This is a genomic window from Bacteroidota bacterium, from assembly GCA_034439655.1.
GTDB lineage: Bacteria > Bacteroidota > Bacteroidia > UKL13-3 > UKL13-3 > CANJUD01.
Genome location: JAWXAU010000151.1, coordinates 1 through 21,147, shown reverse-complemented (window position 1 = coordinate 21,147; position 21,147 = coordinate 1). Strand labels below are relative to the sequence as shown.

The window sequence follows — 21,147 nt, the reverse complement described above, 5'->3', positions numbered from 1 at the left end:
TGGTTGACGCGTATGCGATAATTATCGGGATTAAGCGGGGCTTTCGGGATGTAGTTCGGTATTACCATTCTAAAAACTGAATCCGCCACAGGCGGAGAACTATTATAGTTTAAGAATTGGTATAATTTGTGTTGGGAATATTTTATAAAGATATATAAATATATAGTTCTTTTGCAGAGCTGCACATGCTTGTGTTCCCGATAGCTATCGGAACCTAACCACCATCAGGTTATTCCATAAAAAAAGCAACCCTGCGTAAAAAAGGTTGCTTTCTCAATATATGTAAATATAATATTTTATTTAGGCGTACTAGCCGATTTAATTTGCATTTGCAATTTGTATTTGGCATGTATCATCATTTGACGACGACGAATACAGGGTTTTTCGAAAGCCATGCGACTACGCACTTCTTTTACCACACCAGTTTTTTCAAATTTCTTTTTGAACTTCCTAAGGGCTTTGTCTAGCGACTCGTTTTCTTTTACGTTGATGTAAAGCATATTGTTTTTTTAACTTTCTATTTTTTAAGGGTTGCAAAAATAAGCAAATATTTTAAAACTGCAAACAACAATTTTAAAATTAAATTTAACTCATCACGCTAACGAAGTTGGCCTTGAATGCTCGTTCTTCGATATTATATCGGTCGCCTTTCACCATTACATGCACTTGGATATTCTCTAAACTAATGGGCGAACCTTCGGAAATATCGGCAATATTGCTGTGTCGAATGTTATGTCCGTCCACAATAATAACGCAGCCCGAACCAATGGCTTCCATGTGGCTTCCTTCTGTAATAAGTACACCTGTATCTTCGCCCAACCCAATGCCAATGCAGCCCGGGTTAAGACCCACAGCTTGGGCCAAACGGCCAAACCGACCACGTTTTTCGAAATGCGAATCGATAATTATATTTTTCATAAAGGCTAGTCCAGTGGTCAATTTTACCTCACCTTTTAGATGTGCAGTAGTGCTATTGCCTTGGTATATCATGGTATTGCTCATGGCCATTGCTCCAGCAGAAGTGCCAGCTACGGTAAAGTCTTCATACATATAGCGTTTAAGAATAATAGCTAAAAACTCCGTGCCACCCAACAAACTGGTAAGCCTTAGTTGATTGCCACCACTAAACATCACACCCTCAGCTTTGCGAATACGTTCAACATAATCGGGGTTTTGAGCATCCTCACGGTTTTTAATATGTATAATACCAACGCGGGTACAACCCATTTTGCCAAAAGCTTGTAAATAGTTTTCGGCTACTTCTTCGGGTATGTTCGATGCGGTGGTGATTACTTCAATCAGCGGGTCGGGCTTGGCCACCTCGTCAACAATTCTTTTCAAAATGCCCAACTCAAAAAAATTGAGGTTGTTCATTTGTATAAAATCTTTTTCGGGCATGGTACCTTTGTCTTCGGCACCGCCAATAGCGATGAGCTTGCCTTTCGGAATTTCCATCCTGCAAAGGTAGTATATAATTATATAACGATGCCGTTACTTATCATTAACATATTATGGACAAAAATCCTTAAATCATTCTCCGCCGCGGCGGATGAAATCATTCAATCATTCAATATATAGTACCAAGCCCTTCAAGTATTCACCTTCGGGATGATATATATTAATGGGATGATCCACGCCCTGGGTCAGTTGGTGAATTATTCTCACATTGCGACGGGCATCGGCAGCAGCCCCAAAAACTATCTTGCGAAACAATACCGTATCAATATTTTTGGAACACGAAAAGGTAAATATGATACCTCCGGGTTTTATTTTTTGGATAGCCAACATATTAATGTCTTTATAGCCCCGGCTGGCTTGCGGAACTGCTCTTGCATGCTTGGCAAATGCTGGCGGGTCAAGCACTATCACATCAAATTGACCCGCAGGCATGCCGCGTAAATAATCGAAACAATCAGCAGCGAATGAAGTATGAGGGGCATCACTTCCAAAATTTTCTCTCATATTATAATTGCACGCATCCACTGCCGATTTTGATATATCAACCGAGGTAATTTGTGCCGCATCACCTTTAAGAGCCGATACAGAAAAACCGCCAGTATAGCAAAAAGCATTGAGCACACTTTTATTTTTGCTGTATTGTCTTAATAAAAAACGATTATCGCGTTGGTCCAAAAAGAATCCCGTTTTCTGCCCATTTTCTATATCTACTTGATAATTTAATCCATTTTCTTTCACGTTAATGATGGGGTTGCCTTCCTTGCCGCACCAGCCTTGCGGCAAATTTATATCTTCAATATGTTTGCTGCTTTTTTTGGTTTTTAGATAGATATATTCAAATCCTAAATTGCAAAGTGAAAAAGCGATATCATCCAATATATTTTGTGTGCCTTTATGCAATATCTGCATCACCACGGTATTATCATATACATCGGCAATCATACCTGGCAATGAATCGCCTTCGGCATGCACCAAGCGGAAACAATTGGTATTGGATAAGTCGAGCAAATTTTTTCGAAGGTTATATGCTAAAGATAATCTTTTTTGCCAATAAGCTTGGTCAATAATAGCATGAGGGTCGTCGTATTCAAAAATTTTACAAACGATTTCACTGCGTTCATCAAAAAAACCATAACCCAGCCATTGGCCTTTGTTGTCGTGCACTTCAATGATATCGCCCGTTTCAGCTTTCGGTAAATTTTGCACGGCCCCGCTAAATACCCAAGGGTGTCTATTAATTAAGCTGCGTTGGCGATCAGGTTTTAGGGTTAGTATTGGGAAGCTCACAAATATATATTTGCGGCAAAGGTATATGCATCATTCCATTACAATCATTTTTTTTATGAGAGAGGCTGTTGGTGAATACTTGGTGGTCATTTTCGCAGATTCTCAATGGATAAAACATTGAGTCCTTAAAAGGCTTCAAATGTATTTTTTATTTACCAGTATTATGGAAATTATACGCGATTTGAATATTTGATAATGCTTTTCCCATTATAAATGTCAAGTGCATTTAAGTCCCAGCGGGACGAGATCTCGGTAATAATAAAAATGTGGTCTACCTCAAAGTCCCTTTAGGGGCGATATATATGAGATGCTAATAATTTTGGTCAATTTTTTTTTTCTCTCTCTGGGGTCATATAAATCATCAATAGTTAATTGCCAACTGCTTAAGGTTTAAGGTTCAATAAAGTATTATAATTTTGTAATCTGCTCATCAATCCTTTTGTTTGCGGCAAAATGGAGGAAACAGAGAAAAAATTCATCGATATTGAAAAGTTGTTTCGCAGCAAGAATCCCACTTTGCTCAAATGGCTACCACGCTTTATATTAAGATATGTTAAGCGGCTACTGCATGAAGACCAGATAAATGATTTCATGCGGAGGCACAAAAACTCTGATGCGTACGAATTTTCAGCGGGTGTTCCAATTGAAATGGGCGTAACTATTGAGTCAACAGGTTTGGAAAATATCCCTCCTACTGGTAGGGTTGTTATTATAGCTAATCACCCCTTGGGCGGACTTGATGGAATGAGCTTGGTGCCCGAGATTGCAAAGGTTCGCAAAGACATTAGTTTTATAGTGAATGATTTATTGCTCAACCTCACTAATTTGAAGGAAATTTTTGTAGGTGTTAATAAACATGGTAGATCGGCAACTGCACAAATGCAAGAGCTTGATAAAATTTTCGGATCAGAAAAAGCTGTTTTCCTTTTCCCCGCAGGTTTGGTTTCTCGCAAAATAGATGGAAAGATTCAAGACCTTGAATGGAAAAAAACTTTTGTGACTCGTGCACGCAAATACCAATCGCCCATAGTACCGGTATATATATATGGCCAAAACCGACCTTTCTTTTATAACCTGTCATTGTGGCGTAAACGGTTGGGAATCAAAGCAAATATTGAAATGATATTGTTGCCCGACCAAATGTATAAACAAAAGGGACAAAAGATAAAATTTGTTGTGGGTAAACCTATCACCCCCGAAGAGTTAGCCAAACATCCCAATGATAAAGAAGCGGCAAAATGGATACGTGAACAGTTATATAGTCTAAAGTCTCAAATCAAATAAATATGGAACAAGTAATAGACCCTATCGATAGAGACTTATTAGAAGATGAATTGTCGAAAGGTTATTTTGTAAGAGATACCAATAAAGGGAATAACACTATATATATTATCAACCACCACAATTGCCCAAATGTGATGCAAGAAATAGGACGATTGCGTGAGGTAACCTTTAGAGCATCTGGGGGGGGCACTGGCAACAAAGTTGATATTGATGAATTTGATACCGCCGAAAATTGCTATGAACAGTTGATCGTTTTTAGTGAGGAAGACAGAGAAATAATAGGGGGCTACCGTTTCATCGATTGTAATAAAGCAATTGATAAAAAAACTGGCGAACTACACTTATCTACTAGTCATTATTTTGATTTCAGCCCCAAATTTATCAGTGAATATTTACCTGCTACACTAGAGTTAGGCCGCAGTTGGGTACAACCAAATTTTCAGCCCGCTGTAAATCCACGAAAAGGGATATTTGCACTCGATAATATTTGGGATGGCCTAGGTGCATTGGTAGTCAAAAACCCACATATCAAATATTTTTTTGGTAAAGTTACCATGTATGGCAGTTATAATAGGGAAGCCCGAAATTTAATTTTATATTTTTTAGGTCGTTATTTCCCTGATAAAGAAAATTTATTAAAGCCTCACCACCCACTACAAATAGAGGGCGATACAAGCACCATGGAAAAACTTTTTTCGGGACTCGATTTCGATGACGGTTTCAAAATATTAAACCAAAGTGTACGAAATTTAGGAGTGAATATTCCACCCTTAGTTAATATATATATGAATCTTTCGCCTACCATGAAAACCTTTGGGACCGCCTGCAATCCAGATTTTGGCGATGTGGAGGAAACAGGCTTGATGGTGACCATCGCAGATATTTATCCTGAAAAGAAAGAACGGCACGTTAATAGCTATAAAATTTAATACAATATTATTACAGAGTGTATGCAACTATTTAAACACTTAGAGCATCTATCGTATTAACACCACCATGACAGCAAAAGAACTTATCAATAATAAACTTAATCCGCTTTACTTAAATATGCAAGTAGGGGAGGCCTTGGAAGAACTTAACTTATCGGGTCTAGCTCATTTGCCAGTAGTGGAAGATCTCAAAGTATTGGGGTTGGTATCGGCAGAAAATTTGGTAACGTTTCCTCAAGATAGTTTACTGAGTGCCTACATAGAAAAAGAAAAAACCAGCCGTGTTTTTGAAAATGTGCACATGTTCGAGCTGCTCAAATTTTTTGGGCAAAGCGAAACCACCTCACTTGCAGTAGTAGATAAGGAAGATAATTTTGTAGGCATCATCATTCTAACCGATTTGGTTTTTGAGCTTCAACACAGGTACACGGGCTTGCAAAAAGAGCCTGGAGAAGGCGGTATACTTACCCTCGAAATGGAATGGAACGATTTTAAGCTTACAGAGATTGCCCATATAGCCGAATCGAACGACAGTAAAATTTTAGGCTTGTACGTGTCACAGCCAGATGCAGGGAGCAGTAAAATAGACGTCGCTTTACAATTCGACCGTTCCGATATCCGTAATATTTTAGCTTCTTTCGAGCGTTTCAAATACCAGGTTCGTGCATCGCATATCAGCGAAGAAGATTGGCAACTGATGCAACAACGGTACAATGCGTTGATGAAATATTTAAGCATGTAAATACCGAGTGTAAAGGTTAAATTTGCAACTTAAATTATATCTTTTTTGCAAATAGCCATTTATACCAAACAATACTCCGAAACTACTGCTATATATGTGGCCGAGGTGCAGCGGTGGTTAATATCACAAGGCTGCGAGGTGTTGGTTTTTAAACAAATTGTAAAATCATTTCCCAGCGAATTCCCGAGTTCTACTAATACATTCGATATCCCTACTGATGTTAAAAACGCATCGCTGTTTGTAACAGTTGGGGGCGATGGAACCTTCCTCGATTCGGTATTATATATTTTACAATATCAAATACCTGTGATGGGTATTAATACTGGTCGTTTAGGCTTTCTGGCCAATGTGGCCAAGGAAGAGTTTATCGCTGCTTTTCAATGTTTTTTTCAAAGCAAATATGAAATCGAGCAACGCAATTTGCTGCAGCTTGATACCGACAGGAATTTATTTCAACCAAATACTTTTGGGCTCAACGATTTTGTGATACACAAAAAAGACACTTCGTCCATGATTACAGTGCATACTTATTTGAATGGTGAATTTTTAAATTCCTATTGGGCCGATGGATTAATTGTAGCAACACCAACGGGGTCAACAGGTTATTCTTTAAGTTGCGGAGGACCCATTATTTTCCCCTCCTCATCGGCTTTTGCTATCACACCCGTCTCTCCTCACAATTTGAATGTGAGACCGGTTATTGTTCCCGATGATCAAGTAATAAGTTTTGAAATAGAGGGAAGGGGTACAAATTTTTTGGTGAGTTTAGATTCACGTAGCGAAACAGTTGATACTACGGTGCAGTTGGCTATAAAAAAAGCCCCTTATAAATTGAATATAGTTCGCTTGCACCAAAAAGACTATTTAGATACCCTTCGCAAAAAAATGATGTGGGGGCATGATGAAAGAAACGACCTGCGATAAAAAAGTAAAAAAAAAATTTGGATTATGTTTGTATTGCCTTATTTTTGTAGCCTGTTATAAATAAAATTCTGAAATATGAAAAATAAAATTACCCTCTTAACACTGACTCTTACTTTGTTAGTTAGTTTTGCCAATGCCCAAGAATGGGAATTTGGATTATTCGTTGGCCCTGCTCAATACCAAGGCGACTTGTCGAAATCTCAAGTTACTTGGAAGTACACACGCATACAAGGCGGTGTGCTTGCACGTTACAACCTCACTCCTCATATTTCTTTTAAATTTGCTGGTAACTACGGAACAGTTAAAGGAGATGATAAAGCTTGGGGAAGCAAATTGCCTACGACTTTCAAAATGACCGACTATGGCAAAAACAACGGCATAAGCAAAGAAGCTAACTATTACGATAGGAATAAAAGGAACCTTAATTTTCGTTCTAGCATTATTGAAGCTACAGCCCAGGTTGAATATAATATTTTGAATTTTATTCCAGGTTCAAAATCTCATAGGTGGACGCCATACTTGCTTGCAGGTATCTCCGTATTCCGGTTCAATCCTAAAACTGATTTAAATGGTACAACCTATAAATTAAGAGGATACCAAACAGAACTCAACAAACCAAAGTATAGCTTAATATCATTTGCCATTCCTACAGGATTTGGTATTAAATACAATTTTGGTAATCTTTGGTCAATAGGGTTTGAAATTGCTGGCCGTAAAACATTTACAGATTATTTGGATGATGTGCATGATAACTACCCAATGATTGATCCTGCCAATCCTACAGCTAACCAATTAGCCGACAGAAGTGGAGAGGCAATTAATCCAGCAACAAAAACCAATTACCCTCAATTCGGAATAATGCAAAAGCCTTACTCTCACGATGAAAAGAAATTACAAAGAGGCGACTACAGAGATAAAGACACCTATATATTTACAGGTTTCACTATCACAAAGACCATTAGGAAATTTGTGTGTGCCAACTTCTAACATTAAAATTTTTGTTCTAAGGCCGGTTAATCCGGCCTTTTTTTTTAAATGTACTTTAGTAACAGCTTGTCATTTACATAATAATTTTGTTTATTTGCAATAGTTTTCATATTTTTACGTTTATTAACTTAACCAAGTGACGACACATAAATATTATTTCAGCAGTATACTAATCACACTCATGTTTTGTACGAAAGTACACATTTCTAAGTCTCAAAGTTTGGAATTTGGTATAATGGGAGGTTCAACACATTATATGGGAGATTTAAGCGATATGAAAATCAATTTTAATCTCACACAGCCCGCAGGTGGTATGTTTGTTCGTTTTAATCCTGATAGATATTTAGCTATCAAGGGTAGCTTTACCTATGGTACTATCGGTGGGGCTGATTCATTGAGTTCGAACCCTGCCCACAAAGCTCGTAATTTTAGTTTTAAAACGAATATTTTAGATTTTGCCTTTTTGCTTGAATGGAATATATCGGGATTTTGCTTTGCTGATGGCGAGCGATATTATGGATTCTCACCTTACCTCTTTACAGGTATTAATGTTTTTAAATTCAATCCGCAAACATACTATAATGGGAAATGGTACGAACTACAACCCTTAGGCACCGAAGGGCAAGGTTCTACCCAGTATCAAGATAGACGCTCTTATGAACTATCACAATTGGGTTTGCCATTAGGAGCAGGGTTGAAACTTAGATTTAATGATAATTGGAATGCAAGCATGGAAATAGGGTTTAGAACTACATTTACTGACTACTTAGATGATGTGAGCAGTAATGCTTATGTAGAACCAGAATTTTTGAAACAAAACCAAGGAAGCGATAATCCAGCAGCCCAACTTTCAGATAGATCAGGAGAAGTTACACCATGGTCGGCCCAGTATAAAAAAATTACTGACGACCCCGATACAGTTGACAAGGTTTCTAGAGGAAATAAAAACACCCCTGCCGATTTTTTCTTATTTGCCACCGTCAGTCTTTGTTATCGTTTTCCATTGCCAGGCATTAAATGTACTAGTTTTTAATACTTGAAAAGAATAATAATATATATAGCCCTTTTTACCCCACTGTTCACTTTGGCACAGATTAAATCTGACAGACACGAATGGGGAGTTCAAGGTGGGATGATGAATTATATGGGTGATTTATCTCCAGGGCTTAAAATCAGCCAGTTTCATCCCCAATGTGGAATATTTTATCGTTATAACCAAAGCAGTTATTTTGCCCATCGGTTAGGAATTAATTATGGTAATATATCAGGAGCCGATTCTATTTGGAGTTTTAACCGCACACGTAATTTGCAATTCTTTTCTCAAATAATAGAAATAAGTGGTATGACTGAGTTCCATTTTCAAAAATTTGGCTTCGATAAATTCTCACACAGGTTTAGCCCATTCTTTTGTTTAGGATTTAATATGTTTTATCATGAACCCAAAGCCAATTATAGAGCCTCTGCATACTCGTTGAGACCTTATGGTACAGAGGGTCAACTGCTGAGGCATAATAGCAACTACCAAAGGATTAATTGGGCTTTGCCAATTGGTGGAGGATTTAAATATTTTTTAAACAAAAACTTGGTTCTTGGCCTTGAATGTTTTTGGCGTAAAACAGGTACTGATTATTTAGATGACGTAAGCAAGTTTTATCCAAAGCAGACAGATTTGATAAAATTCAATGATCAACAAACCATGGCCGAGCGTATGATGACCGTAAATTTATATGACCGATCAGGTGAGATTAACAACGATGTAAACTTAAGTTTTGAAGGAAAACAACGGGGAAACCCCAATAATAAAGATTGGTATTACACTATAGGAGTCTCATTATCATATAGGGTAGTAAAATATTCCTGCAAGAAAGGCGGTTTTTAATACCTTTGCTGTTAATCGTCATTCAGTTTCTTATTACCAATGTCCTTAAAATCGCAGATAGATTTAACAAAAATACCTACACATATCGCCATCATAATGGATGGTAATGGACGATGGGCTAAAGGCAAGGGCAAATTTAGAATATTCGGACATCAAAATGGGGTGAACTCTGTGCGAGAAGTATGTGAATCTTCTGCAGAACTAGGAGTTAAGTGCCTTACACTGTATGCGTTTTCAACCGAAAACTGGAGCAGGCCTGCTATTGAAGTAAATGCTTTGATGGAGCTATTGGTGAAAACCATAAAGCACGAAATGCCCACTTTGCAAAAAAATAAAATTAAGCTGCACACCATGGGGCAATTAGAACGTTTGCCTATTAAATGTAGCAATGCATTGATGGAAGCATGCGAAGCCACAAAGGACAATGACCACATGGATTTGGTATTGGCCCTTAGCTATAGTTCTAAATGGGATATTGTAAATGCAGTTAGGAAAATTTGCGAACGTGTAACCCTAGGTGAAATCAAACCGTTTGAAGTGGACGAGATGGCAATAAACAATCATTTGAGCACTGCACAATGGCCTCACCCCGAGCTTTTGATTCGTACGAGCGGAGAACATAGGGTAAGCAATTTTTTATTGTGGGAGATTGCTTATAGCGAGTTTTATTTTACCGAAACATTATGGCCCGATTTCACTCGTGAACATTTATACGAAGCATTACTAGATTATCAAAGCCGCGAAAGAAGATTTGGAAAAACAAGCGAACAATTAGTAGCCAATGAGCATGAAAAAAACTAAAACCCTTACTTTTTATATATTCGGGCTATTATTCTCATTTACTATGGGTATTAGTTCTGTATTTGCACAGGCTGATGAAATGGACACCAACAAAAATGTGCTCGAATATTCACAACCTCAATTATATGAAATTGCCAATGTAGACATAGTAGGTGTTAATTTTTTAGATAAAAACTCACTACAGATACTCTCTGGCCTAAATATTGGTAAAACAATTAAAATTCCAGGCGAGGAAATTAGCAAAGCAATTGAAATACTCTGGAAACAAAATTTATTTGAAGATATAAAAATTTATTTGGCTAAAGTGGATAACGGTAAAGCATGGTTAGAAATACATTTTGTGGAGAAGCCCAGGTTGTCGGCCTATGCCACCAACTTAAGTAAAAAAGACAACAAAAAATTACGGGAGGAATTGGGTGGTTTTTTAAAAACAGGTCATATAGTAAACGAGAATCTGATTAACAAAACCAGAAATGAAACTATATCATATTTTTATAAAAAAGGGTATATGAATACTACGGTTGATATTAAAGAAGAGAAAGACCACCGTAAAAATTATGTAACGCTAAAAATATCTGTAACTAAAGGTAAACGCATTAAAATAAATGATATTATATTTACAGGAAACCAACATGTTTCTAACTATAAATTGCGACAGATGCTTAAAGAAACAAAAAAGGTAAATTGGAACGTATTTAAAAAATCAAAATATATAGAAAGTGATTTTGAAAAAGACAAAAAAGCAATTGTAGAAAAGTATTTAGCTATGGGTTATAGAGATGCTCAAATTGTTAGCGACACCACCTATATATACAGCAGCAATAAAATCAATTTGCAAATAAATATAGAGGAAGGGCATCAATACTTTTTTAGGTATATATACTGGACTGGAAATACAAAATACTCAAACAACAAACTTGATACGGTGTTGGGAATAAAACGTGGTGATGTATATAATCAATCATTGCTCGAATCACGCATGAGCATGAACCCATCGGGGTTAGATGTTGCATCGTTATATATGGATGATGGCTATTTGTTCTATAATGCCACCCCTGTGGAAGTGCTGGTTGAAAATGACAGTATCGACATAGAAGTAAGAATGACCGAAGGACCCCAAGCTATTGTAAACAATGTAACTATTAAAGGCAATACCAAAACCAGTGACCATGTTATTTTACGCGAACTATATGTGAGGCCCGGTTATAAGTTTAGCCGTAGCGATGTGTCAAGATCTATCAGGGAACTAGCACAACTCACGTATTTCGATCCCGAGAAGATAGGTGTAAACCCTATGCCAAATGCTACTACGGGAACTGTTGATATTGAGTTTACAGTAGAAGAAAAATCGAGCGACCAAATAGAACTTTCTGGAGGTTATGGAGGTTTTGGAGGTTTGGTTGGTGTTTTAGGACTGACTTTAAATAATTTCTCCGCTAAGAAAATGCTGAAGAAAAAGGAATGGACACCATTGCCAGGGGGCGATGGGCAAAGGCTACAAATTAGAGCTCAATCCAATGGCAGCACTTGGAGGTCTACCAATTTCTCATTTACGGAACCTTGGTTGGGAGGCAAAAGGCCCAATTCATTTACCATTAGTGCCTATCGTTCCGTTCAAAGTTATTCCATTACAGCACAACCCGATGCACCCAAACTTAAAACAACAGGTTTTACAGTATCGCTTGGCCGAAGATTGAAAAAACCCGATGATTATTTTACAATCATGAATTCGGTAAATTATCAAAGATTTAATAATAATAAATTCTCATTTGGCACAGGTAAACCCTTGCCTGACGGTATTTTTAACGATATCAATACTTCTATGGTCATCTCTCGCACTTCGGTGAACGAACCTATATACCCGCGTTCGGGTTCCGATTTCATGTTCTCAGTGCAAGTAACTGTTCCCTACTCAAAGTTCACCAATAAAAATTATGAGGCTCTTCCAGAAGCGGAACGCCTCAAGTTTTTGGAATATCACAAATGGAAATTCAATGCAAAGTGGTATACCACCATTTTTGATAAATTGGTATTGGCTACGCGGGCTAATTTTGGATTCATCGGTAATTATTCAGCAAATAAAGGCACACCACCATTCAATAGATACTCACTAGGGGGCAGTGGTTTAACAGGTTTTAACCTCGATGGCAGGGAAGTAATATCAGCCCGTGGATATAATGATGGAGGTTCACTGAGTGTGCACCCCGATGGATATCCTTCTTCAATATATAATAGATTTACCATGGAGCTTCGCTTCCCTGCAGTATTATCGCCCTCGCTCACATTTTACGGTGTCGGATTTGTGGAAGCAGCAAATGGATATAATAGTTTTAAATCATATAACCCGTTTGCAACATACCGTGCAGCAGGTATGGGCATCAGGTTGTTTTTACCCATGTTCGGTTTGTTGGGATTAGATTATGCCTATAATTTTGATACGAATTCGGCCAACCCAATAAACAAGTGGCAAACCCACTTTTTCTTAGGTCAGCAATTTTAATATTTACGATAATGAAAAAAATACTTTTGGCTTTGTGTGCTATAGCTTTACTAGGCAGCAAGGCATCAGCACAAAAATTTGCTTATGTAGATTCGGAATATATATTAAGTCAAATGCCTGAATACCGATCTGCCCAAAAGCAATTAGATGATTTGGCGGAGCAATGGCAAAAAGATTTAGATGCAAAAATGGCAGAAATAGCGAAAATGTATCGTGAGTATCAGGATGAAAAAGTACTTCTTACCGAAGAAGTTCGTCAACGTAGAGAACGTGGTATCGATGATAAAGAGAAAGCTGCAAAAGATTTTCAGAAAGCCAAATTTTCAGCCGATGGAGAATTATTTAAAAAGAGAATGGAACTAGTAAAACCTATTCAAGATAAAGTTTTTGATGCCATACAAAAAGTAGCGAAAAAGGGGGGCTACGATTTTATTTTCGACAAATCGGGCGAGGTGGTAATGTTATACTCCAATGCCAAATTTGATAAAAGCGATGACGTATTGCAAGAAATGGGCATCACTCCTAAAGAAGAAATTACGCCCAAAGGAGGAGGCCAAGTACCTCCGCCGAATGGCCCCAAGAAATAATTTTTCCTACATGCAACCTTTGGGCTACTTTTGCCGCTTATTATCACTAAAACAAATAAATTATCAATAAAAACAACATGTTAAAATTAAAAAACTTATCCAAAGCCTTGCTATGTATAGCGTTATTGGCCACTGGGAAAATTGCCTCAGCTCAAAAAGTAGGCTTCGTAAACTATGATTCAATATTGTACCTGCTTCCTGAAATTAAGAATGTAAGGTTGCAATTAGATTCTTTGCAACAATATTATAGCGACCAATTAGAAGGACAAAAAGCCGAATTGATTTCTAAGAGCATGAAGCTCGACTCCAATAAAGCTCGCATGACGCCCAAAGAACTTGAAATTAAAGAAGGAGAATTGCAACAAATGCAACAAAGAATTCAAACGTATAGTGAATTATATAGAGAAAATATTACACAAACTCAAGAATCATTATTGAAACCTTTGAATTTAAAAGTACGCAAGGTGATAGAAGAAGTAGCCAAAGAAAAGGGTTTCTCTTCAATAGTTGACAAGCAGGTTGCTTATTATTTTAACCCTGCCGATGATTTAACTGCTTTGGTAATGAAAAAATTAAACATTGTAATTCCTCCTCCCATGCCGCCAGGCGGTGGAATAATGGCACCCCCAAGACGTTAATATATCTATATAATATAGTAAAAAACCCGATTGTAAGCAGTCGGGTTTTTTTATGAAGCATCTTTTATAATCTTTCGCCATTCTACAAAGCGGATTGGTATAAGTCCCCCTTCTTTTGGAAAATTGTATATTGAGTTTCGGTATTATTCCGCCTCGTAAAATTCCTGCAAATCTCCAAAATAATTCTCATTCCAGCCGCTTACTATATCATTATAAGCTTCGTCTGGAATATTGGTATGTCTCAGTTCTGCTGAGGTCCCATCCTTGTTTGGGTGTAATATAATAGTTACTATCGAAGGTTCTATTTGTTCCCCAAAATACCACTGCTGTACTAGTTTTTTCCCTTCTTCAAACTCCAAGTTTTTGCCTGTAATACTTCCTTCCCACAACGAGAATTCTGAACCAATCTCAGTAATCATTTCTGCTTGTTCACCTGTCCACAATTGCAACGTCGCCTCATTTGTAAGTGCTTTATATACATCATCGGGTGCAGCGGGTATTATATAATATTTTTTATAGTCTTTCAATTTAGTGTTTATTAATCACTACAAGTTTAATACCTAAACGTTGAATGCGAAAATTAATTATTTGTTGTAACTTTATAAACAAACCAGCCCTTGCTGTTTGGCAAGGGTTCGTTAATTATAGAGGCATTATAGATCCTTTTCTCTCTTGTGGGATTGCAAAATCTATCTGAACGTGAGTTAATTTAAATATTTATCCAAAATTGTTTTAATATTTATCTTATAATCAGTTTCATTGTAACCAATATGGCTATATAGTATTTTTTTATTCTTATCTAAAATATAAAGAGTTGGATAAGATTGTAGTTTTAAATTTTTTGTCAATGAGTTTGCACAAAAACCAATTTGAAAATTCAACTTATTTCTTGAAATGGTTAAATTGGTCATAATTGAATCTTTAGTAGAATTGTTGAGTGGATTGATAGAAATTATATTAACTTTTCTGTCCTTATACTCTTCAAATATTTCATTTAATTTAGGAAATGCCATGTGGCAAGGTGCACACTGTATGTACCAAAAATCTAGTATCAGTATGTCGGATTTTTCTGAATAAAGATTTTGACTGTCAGATTTAAAAATGAGATATTTAAAGTTTGGAAAATTGCTCCCTGTGTCGAACAGTCTTCTTTTTCATCTTTTTTCATTTCATAATTTGTATTGGCAATCAATTTATATCCATTCTGAATTCTTATGTTTATGCTGTCATTAATTTCATTTCTTAAAGTCTCAAATAAAAACTTATTTGTGTCAATGGCTATCATTTTGTAATTCCAATACTGAAGATCCTGTAAGGCATTTGAAATGAAAGTATATTCAGTTGGGAAAACACTATTTGGTGAAAAACAAAATTTACGTATTAATAAATCCCCGCCTCTAACTTTCTCACTATAATTAATCTCGAAATTGTTTCGGTCTTTTTCAGTTATTTTTTTTTCTGCTCTCTTATTTAAACCTAATAATAATTGGCCCTTATCAGTAATTGGTGTAAAATTAACGTGAGCTATTTCTTGTCTTATTCTTTTCCAGTTTTGTTTATATGAACGAATTTTTTTTATACTATCATCATTAACAATATAAAATATTTCTCCATCGTAATAGTAATTGTTCTGACTTCCTTCTATATAAAAATAGAAAATATAGCTAGTGTCATTTTCATTTCTGTGTGATATTTTACAGTGGACTTTTACTTGGGCTGTATCATTTTGCAGCAGGGGTTTAGTGTTGGATATGTAGGTCGCTTCTATGCTTTTTATTTTATTTATCTTTTCAAAATAATTATCCAATTGTATATAGGTCTGCGAATACGAATAGAAGGGTTTTGCGTAAATTAACAAAGGGAATAAAATTAATTTTATTCCCTTTGTTAATTTGTTTAGCCACATATTATTATTGATAAACAACACTATTATATGTAATTGTTATCGCTTGGATAAAAATTCCAGCCCCTTTCATTGTTGCGGAAGGATTTGGGCCACCACCACCACAATCACCATAAACCCCATCACAGCAAACATCACAAGTACCAGTTTGGCACTCTAAATCTTCTCCAAGATCATGAATTGTACATGATTCAGCGGTATTAACGCTCGGGCAAGGACATTCTATATCTCTTAAGCCACCTCCTACTTGTTTCTCAGGTAATCTATTTTTATCAAATGGTATCCACCATGTTACACCTGTAGTAGCTATATGGATGCAGTTACTAATGTGAGTTACCGGCGAAATTGTTTTGTGAATCACTTTGTCGGTTGATTGTGATGAAACATCAACTGCAGTTACTGTTAAAGAACCATCAGTATTTCTAACAACTGTCATTTCTGCTGAAGTGTTACGATAACAAATTTTTGCTCTGTAAACAGAGGTTTGAGAATAAATTGAAGCTGTTGAGAATAAGAATACCATTGCAAATAGCAATAGTGTTTTGTGATGTAATTTATTTTTTTTCATCTTACTTATAATTTAATTGAGCCTGCTTCTTAAAGGGTGTTCGGCTTGTCCCTATTTTTTTTACTGCACTATATACTTCTTAGTTACGCTCCAGTTAATGTTGCCATCAGCACTCAACGATGCTGCACGGAAGAAGTAGTTTTGCCCGCTTAACAGGCCATTAATTATGGCGTTTGAAGGCATGGGGATAAAGGTTTTTGTTTTACAGGTATTGTGGGGCAATACTAAGAGGAAAACAAATACGATGCGAATTTATTTTTGGGCTGGTGTCTCACCTGACTCCCTTATCTATCTGCACCTCATCCACCTAAAGGTACATGGCAGTAATTTTATTGGGGAGAGACGGCACGGTTATGCGTATTCCATTATTCTATGTATAAAATTAAAATTTACGCAAGTAGTACCGTCCTTCCCCTTCGGAGAAGGACGGTTGAGGCTGCTAACTCACCGTAGGTTTCGCACAAACCGCAACTGATAACCCGCACCTCATCTCAATGCTTAAAATGCCTATACCCTGTAATCACCATAGGTAAATTATGTTTATTACAATAATCGATAGAGAGTTGATCTTTAATACTACCACCGGGTTGTATAATAGCGGCAATGCCATATTGGTGGGCTAACTCCACACAATCGGGGAAGGGGAAAAAAGCATCGCTGGCCATTACTGCACCGTTTAGGTCCATGCCAAATTCGGCAGCTTTGTTCAATGCATGTTTCAGTGCATCAATACGCGAGGTCATACCGCATCCTAAACCCAATAATTGTTTATCTTTGGCAAGGATAATAGTGTTTGATTTTGCATTTTTCACCAAGCGGTTTGCAAATAATAAATCTTCTATTTGTGCAGCAGAAGGTTTTGTATTTGTTATATAATTAAGTTCCGTTTCTTGCTCTTGCTTATTATCTTTTTGTTGCACCAGCACTCCATTTAATACTGATTTGTATTGCCAGTTGCCGCGTTCAAAATCTTTCAACTTTAATAAAGTTCTGTTCTTTTTGGAGGCAAATATTTCCATAGCTTCTGCCGAGAAACTAGGGGCAATTAATATCTCAAAAAATATTTTGTCTATCTCCTTTGCAAGGGCGGCATCTACTTCACGATTAATGGCTATAATGCCTCCGAATGCCGATACAGGGTCGCCGGCCAATGCGGCTTGCCATGCTTCCAAAGCAGTTGCCCTCACTGCGGTTCCGCATGGGTTTGTATGTTTTATAATCACGCAAGCGGGCTCTGCAAATTCGGCCAATAATTCAACTGCGGCTTCCGCATCTACTATATTATTATAACTAATTTCTTTGCCCTGTATTTGCTCAAATATATCATTGATGTTTCCAAAAAAAGCAGCTTGTTGGTGAGGATTTTCACCATAACGTAATGGCGTAGGATTATTATAGCTTTCACTAAAATAAGCAAGCGGTTCTTGGTTGAAATATTTGAATATAGCTCCATCATAATGATTGGTGGTATAGAAGGCACGCTTGGCTAATTCTTTGCGTTCTGCAGTGGTTGAACTGCCATCTTGCCTGTTCAAAATTTCCAGTAAATAATCATAGTCATTTTTGGAAGAAATTATAACCGTATGCTGGAAATTTTTGGCAGCAGCTCTTATCAACGACACACCACCGATATCTATTTTTTCTATAATATCAGCTTCGGTACTACAACAGGCAACGGTCTCTTCAAATGGATATAAATCTACGATAATTAAATCGATAGGTTTTATATGGAGTTGCTCCATTTCTTGTACATCACTTTCATTCTCCCTTCTGCCCAATATTCCGCCAAACACACCAGGGTGCAAAGTCTTTACACGTCCACCCAATATAGATGGATAACCTGTAAGCGATTCAACAGGAGTAACAGGAATGCCCATAGCTTCCACAAATGTTTGCGTGCCGCCCGTACTGCAAATTTCTACGCCCAGTTCGTGTAATTTTTTCACGATAGGTTCAAGCCCATCTTTATAATAAACTGAAATTAATGCCCTATTGATTTTTACGTTGTCGCTCATGAATTATATATAAAAGTTATATTGTCCGTGTCCCAATTGCTATCGGGAGGTGCACTCACCAACCAATATGGAGGAATGAAACACGGCACAAAATTACCTGCAAAAACTTTCTCCATTCGGGAAAGTTATTCAGAACAAAGGCACAAACTTGAAAAACAGAAAGGATACAATACTACAAAACAGCATGGCATCAAGTCTATCCAAAAAACCACCATGGCCGGGCAACAAATTTCCAGAATCTTTGACCCCTGCAATTCGTTTTACTTTCGATTCTATTAAATCGCCTACAGTAGCAGAGATACTCACTAACAAAGCCCATACATAAAACCAGTTTCCATCGGGTATTGTATATATGTATTTAAGGGCGATGGCTGCTAGTATGGTGCATACTAAGCCACCCAATGTGCCTTCAATAGTTTTCTTTGGAGATATGCGTGGAGCCAATGGTGTTTTGCCAATTCTTCTTCCTATTAAATAAGCAAACGAATCATTGATCCAAATGAAGATGAGCATACAAAGGATATAGGTATTATCGAAACAAATAATAGATTCGTATTTAAGATTATCTATACTAATATGGACTAAATTATTATAGAATAAAAAACTAAGTGTAATATATACAATACCTACAATTGTTATAGAAGATATTTTGATGCCTTTTTGTTTTGAGGCAGTGCCAACGACAAGGAATACAAATATAAAAGGAGTAAAAAGATAATTAGAAATCTGCTCAATATAACCGAGTCTAACAGCTATTATTCCAAAAAGGCCAACTACCGAAATTATGGAAACCCAAATATTATATCCAAACATTCTGCAAAGTTCCCACACACACAAAGCAGGAAACACCACACAAATTATATCAAATAACCAAGGCAATTGGGTGGAGGCCACCATTAAGGACACAAACAAAGTTCCGGTAATTGCCCGTAATACGATATTAGACATTTGGCGGCGAAATTAGGGGATTCATCATATTGAAACGTCAATAATAAAAACTATGAAAATGAAAAAAGGACAAGTTATTTTATAACTTGTCCTTTTTTTAAGTAGCCCGTAGGGGAGTCGAACCCCTCTTACCAGGATGAAAACCTGGTGTCCTAACCGATAGACGAACGGGCCATTTTTATTTTATCGGGCTGCAAAGGTAGATTTTTTTTTGATAAATGCAAATATTTCTTTCCATACAAAATATTTGATGGTACTTTTGCTGCGATATATCATATTTAATAATTAACTAAAAATCAATAACATGAAAGTTGGAATCAACGGATTTGGCCGTATTGGCCGATTAGTTTTTAGGGCTGCTATAAACAACCCTGAGGTAGAAATTGTGGGAATCAATGATTTGATAGACCCTGATTACATGGCTTATATGCTTAAGTACGACTCTACACACGGCGTATTTAAAGGCGACGTTTCGGTTGCCAATGGCCATTTGGTGGTGAACGGAAAAACTATCCGTGTTACTGCCGAAAAAGATCCCGCTAATTTAAAGTGGAACGAGATAGGTGCTGAATACATCGTTGAATCTACTGGATTATTTTTGGAGAAAGATAAAGCTGCCGCTCATATTAAAGCTGGTGCAAAACGTGTAGTAATGTCGGCACCGGCAAAAGATGATACCCCTACATTCGTAATGGGTGTTAACCATAAATCCTATCAAGCTAATATGGACGTTGTTTCAAATGCTTCTTGCACTACCAACTGTTTAGCTCCCATTGCCAAAGTAATGAATGATAACTTTGTTATTATAGAAGGATTAATGACCACGGTACACGCAGTTACGGCCACTCAAAAAACGGTTGATAGCCCAAGCGTGAAGGACTGGCGTGGTGGACGCGGTGCTTATCAAAACATCATACCCTCATCTACAGGTGCTGCAAAAGCAGTAGGATTGGTAATACCTGAGCTTAAAGGCAAACTAACAGGTATGAGTTTCCGTGTACCAACTCCCGATGTGAGTGTGGTGGACTTAACTTGTCGCATTGAGAAGGGCTGCAGTATGGACGATATTAAAGCTGCCATGAAAGCCGCCGCTGCTGGCGAAATGAAAGGAATTTTAGGATATACCGAAGATGCTGTAGTATCGAACGATTTCTTGGGAGATGTTCGTACTTCTATATTTGATGCAGATGCGAGTATTATGCTTAATAGCAATTTTGTTAAAATAGTTTCTTGGTACGATAATGAAATGGGTTATAGCAATAAGCTTATCGATTTGATGTGCCACATGGATACTGTAAAGTAAAACCAATTCTTAAACTAAAATAGTTCTCCGCCTGTGGCGGATTTAGTTTTTAGAATCGTAATGCCGAACTTTTGGACTATTATATATTGATTTTCGGTATAATAACTTTTCCGTCATTCTGAGTAGGCCGATAGCTATCGGCCTACTCAGAATGTATCTTTTAAGGTCGGAAACGATACACATAAAAAAAGCCGGACTATAATAGTTCGGCTTTTTTATTTTATGCTTAATTAGGGTCTGCTCAAAAACTCAGCCACCAGGAACAATTGTCTATTTTGAATTAAAAGCATAGTATAATAGACCTCTTTCATAATTCAAATAAGAAAAGCCAAATTATAACGGACACTTTATTTTATTGTAGTATCGCTCGCCGCAAACTCCGATAACTATCGGG

Annotated in this window: 22 protein-coding genes and 1 tRNA gene; 12 read left to right on the top strand and 11 right to left on the bottom strand. The window is 37.0% G+C overall.

Annotated elements, in window-relative coordinates; all coding sequences use genetic code 11:
* Positions 1-296: 296 nt before the first annotated feature.
* From rpsU to SGJ10_11130, 3 genes are all read right to left on the bottom strand, one after another.
* The gene (gene rpsU, locus SGJ10_11140) at positions 297-500 is read right to left on the bottom strand and encodes a 30S ribosomal protein S21 (GenBank protein MDZ4758672.1); all 204 of its coding nucleotides are present in this window, start codon (positions 498-500) and stop codon (positions 297-299) included.
* A gap of 85 nt (positions 501-585) precedes the next feature.
* The gene (locus SGJ10_11135) at positions 586-1,455 is read right to left on the bottom strand and encodes a cyanophycinase (GenBank protein ID MDZ4758671.1); all 870 of its coding nucleotides are present in this window, start codon (positions 1,453-1,455) and stop codon (positions 586-588) included.
* A gap of 108 nt (positions 1,456-1,563) precedes the next feature.
* Positions 1,564-2,745 carry a class I SAM-dependent rRNA methyltransferase gene (locus SGJ10_11130; GenBank protein MDZ4758670.1) on the bottom strand — a complete coding sequence of 394 codons (1,182 nt, stop codon included), beginning with the start codon at positions 2,743-2,745 and terminating at the stop codon, positions 1,564-1,566.
* 453 nt (positions 2,746-3,198) lie between these two features.
* Between SGJ10_11130 and SGJ10_11125 the strand changes: the two genes are divergently transcribed.
* From SGJ10_11125 to SGJ10_11075, 11 genes are all read left to right on the top strand, one after another.
* Positions 3,199-4,029, top strand: coding sequence for a 1-acyl-sn-glycerol-3-phosphate acyltransferase (locus SGJ10_11125; GenBank protein ID MDZ4758669.1), 831 nt, complete (start codon positions 3,199-3,201; stop codon positions 4,027-4,029).
* Positions 4,030-4,031: 2 nt separating this feature from the next.
* Positions 4,032-4,958 carry a GNAT family N-acyltransferase gene (locus SGJ10_11120; GenBank protein ID MDZ4758668.1) on the top strand — a complete coding sequence of 309 codons (927 nt, stop codon included), beginning with the start codon at positions 4,032-4,034 and terminating at the stop codon, positions 4,956-4,958.
* A gap of 67 nt (positions 4,959-5,025) precedes the next feature.
* Positions 5,026-5,700, top strand: a complete 675-nt coding sequence (locus SGJ10_11115; GenBank protein MDZ4758667.1) for a CBS domain-containing protein — start codon at positions 5,026-5,028, stop codon at positions 5,698-5,700.
* 45 nt (positions 5,701-5,745) lie between these two features.
* Positions 5,746-6,624 (top strand): NAD kinase, encoded by an 879-nt coding sequence (locus SGJ10_11110; GenBank protein ID MDZ4758666.1) that lies wholly within the window; start codon positions 5,746-5,748, stop codon positions 6,622-6,624.
* Between the two features lie 75 nt (positions 6,625-6,699).
* Positions 6,700-7,611 (top strand): DUF6089 family protein, encoded by a 912-nt coding sequence (locus SGJ10_11105; protein MDZ4758665.1) that lies wholly within the window; start codon positions 6,700-6,702, stop codon positions 7,609-7,611.
* A 136-nt stretch (positions 7,612-7,747) separates the two neighbouring features.
* On the top strand, positions 7,748-8,644 hold the full coding sequence (locus tag SGJ10_11100) for a DUF6089 family protein (GenBank protein MDZ4758664.1): 897 nt from the start codon (positions 7,748-7,750) through the stop codon (positions 8,642-8,644).
* A gap of 3 nt (positions 8,645-8,647) precedes the next feature.
* Positions 8,648-9,490, top strand: coding sequence for a DUF6089 family protein (locus SGJ10_11095; GenBank protein MDZ4758663.1), 843 nt, complete (start codon positions 8,648-8,650; stop codon positions 9,488-9,490).
* 39 nt (positions 9,491-9,529) lie between these two features.
* Positions 9,530-10,291: an isoprenyl transferase gene (locus SGJ10_11090; protein MDZ4758662.1), complete on the top strand. Its 762-nt coding sequence runs from the start codon at positions 9,530-9,532 to the stop codon at positions 10,289-10,291.
* The gene (bamA, locus tag SGJ10_11085; GenBank protein ID MDZ4758661.1) at positions 10,278-12,791 is read left to right on the top strand and encodes an outer membrane protein assembly factor BamA; all 2,514 of its coding nucleotides are present in this window, start codon (positions 10,278-10,280) and stop codon (positions 12,789-12,791) included. The genes SGJ10_11090 and bamA overlap by 14 nt, the downstream gene beginning before the upstream one ends.
* A gap of 11 nt (positions 12,792-12,802) precedes the next feature.
* Entirely contained in the window at positions 12,803-13,378 is a 576-nt protein-coding gene (locus tag SGJ10_11080; GenBank protein ID MDZ4758660.1) for an OmpH family outer membrane protein, read from the top strand.
* A 77-nt stretch (positions 13,379-13,455) separates the two neighbouring features.
* Complete coding sequence (locus tag SGJ10_11075; protein MDZ4758659.1) at positions 13,456-14,016, top strand: OmpH family outer membrane protein; 561 nt, start codon at positions 13,456-13,458, stop codon at positions 14,014-14,016.
* Positions 14,017-14,159: 143 nt separating this feature from the next.
* Here the strand turns inward: SGJ10_11075 and SGJ10_11070 are convergent, their stop codons facing one another.
* From SGJ10_11070 to SGJ10_11035, 8 genes are all read right to left on the bottom strand, one after another.
* Positions 14,160-14,543: an SRPBCC domain-containing protein gene (locus SGJ10_11070; protein ID MDZ4758658.1), complete on the bottom strand. Its 384-nt coding sequence runs from the start codon at positions 14,541-14,543 to the stop codon at positions 14,160-14,162.
* A gap of 177 nt (positions 14,544-14,720) precedes the next feature.
* Positions 14,721-15,119, bottom strand: coding sequence for a TlpA disulfide reductase family protein (locus SGJ10_11065; protein ID MDZ4758657.1), 399 nt, complete (start codon positions 15,117-15,119; stop codon positions 14,721-14,723).
* Positions 15,068-15,823: a hypothetical protein gene (locus SGJ10_11060; GenBank protein ID MDZ4758656.1), complete on the bottom strand. Its 756-nt coding sequence runs from the start codon at positions 15,821-15,823 to the stop codon at positions 15,068-15,070. Before SGJ10_11060 ends, SGJ10_11065 begins: the two co-directional genes overlap by 52 nt.
* A gap of 103 nt (positions 15,824-15,926) precedes the next feature.
* Positions 15,927-16,487: a hypothetical protein gene (locus SGJ10_11055; protein ID MDZ4758655.1), complete on the bottom strand. Its 561-nt coding sequence runs from the start codon at positions 16,485-16,487 to the stop codon at positions 15,927-15,929.
* 60 nt (positions 16,488-16,547) lie between these two features.
* A complete protein-coding gene (locus tag SGJ10_11050) occupies positions 16,548-16,670 on the bottom strand; it encodes a hypothetical protein (protein MDZ4758654.1) in 123 nt (40 codons plus the stop codon).
* 308 nt (positions 16,671-16,978) lie between these two features.
* A complete protein-coding gene (gene purH, locus SGJ10_11045; GenBank protein ID MDZ4758653.1) occupies positions 16,979-18,502 on the bottom strand; it encodes a bifunctional phosphoribosylaminoimidazolecarboxamide formyltransferase/IMP cyclohydrolase in 1,524 nt (507 codons plus the stop codon).
* Positions 18,503-18,631: 129 nt separating this feature from the next.
* A complete protein-coding gene (locus SGJ10_11040; GenBank protein ID MDZ4758652.1) occupies positions 18,632-19,450 on the bottom strand; it encodes a phosphatidate cytidylyltransferase in 819 nt (272 codons plus the stop codon).
* 102 nt (positions 19,451-19,552) lie between these two features.
* Positions 19,553-19,624: transfer RNA gene (locus tag SGJ10_11035), tRNA-Glu, on the bottom strand.
* Positions 19,625-19,754: 130 nt separating this feature from the next.
* Between SGJ10_11035 and gap the strand changes: the two genes are divergently transcribed.
* Positions 19,755-20,753 carry a type I glyceraldehyde-3-phosphate dehydrogenase gene (gap, locus tag SGJ10_11030; protein ID MDZ4758651.1) on the top strand — a complete coding sequence of 333 codons (999 nt, stop codon included), beginning with the start codon at positions 19,755-19,757 and terminating at the stop codon, positions 20,751-20,753.
* Positions 20,754-21,147: the final 394 nt, after the last annotated feature.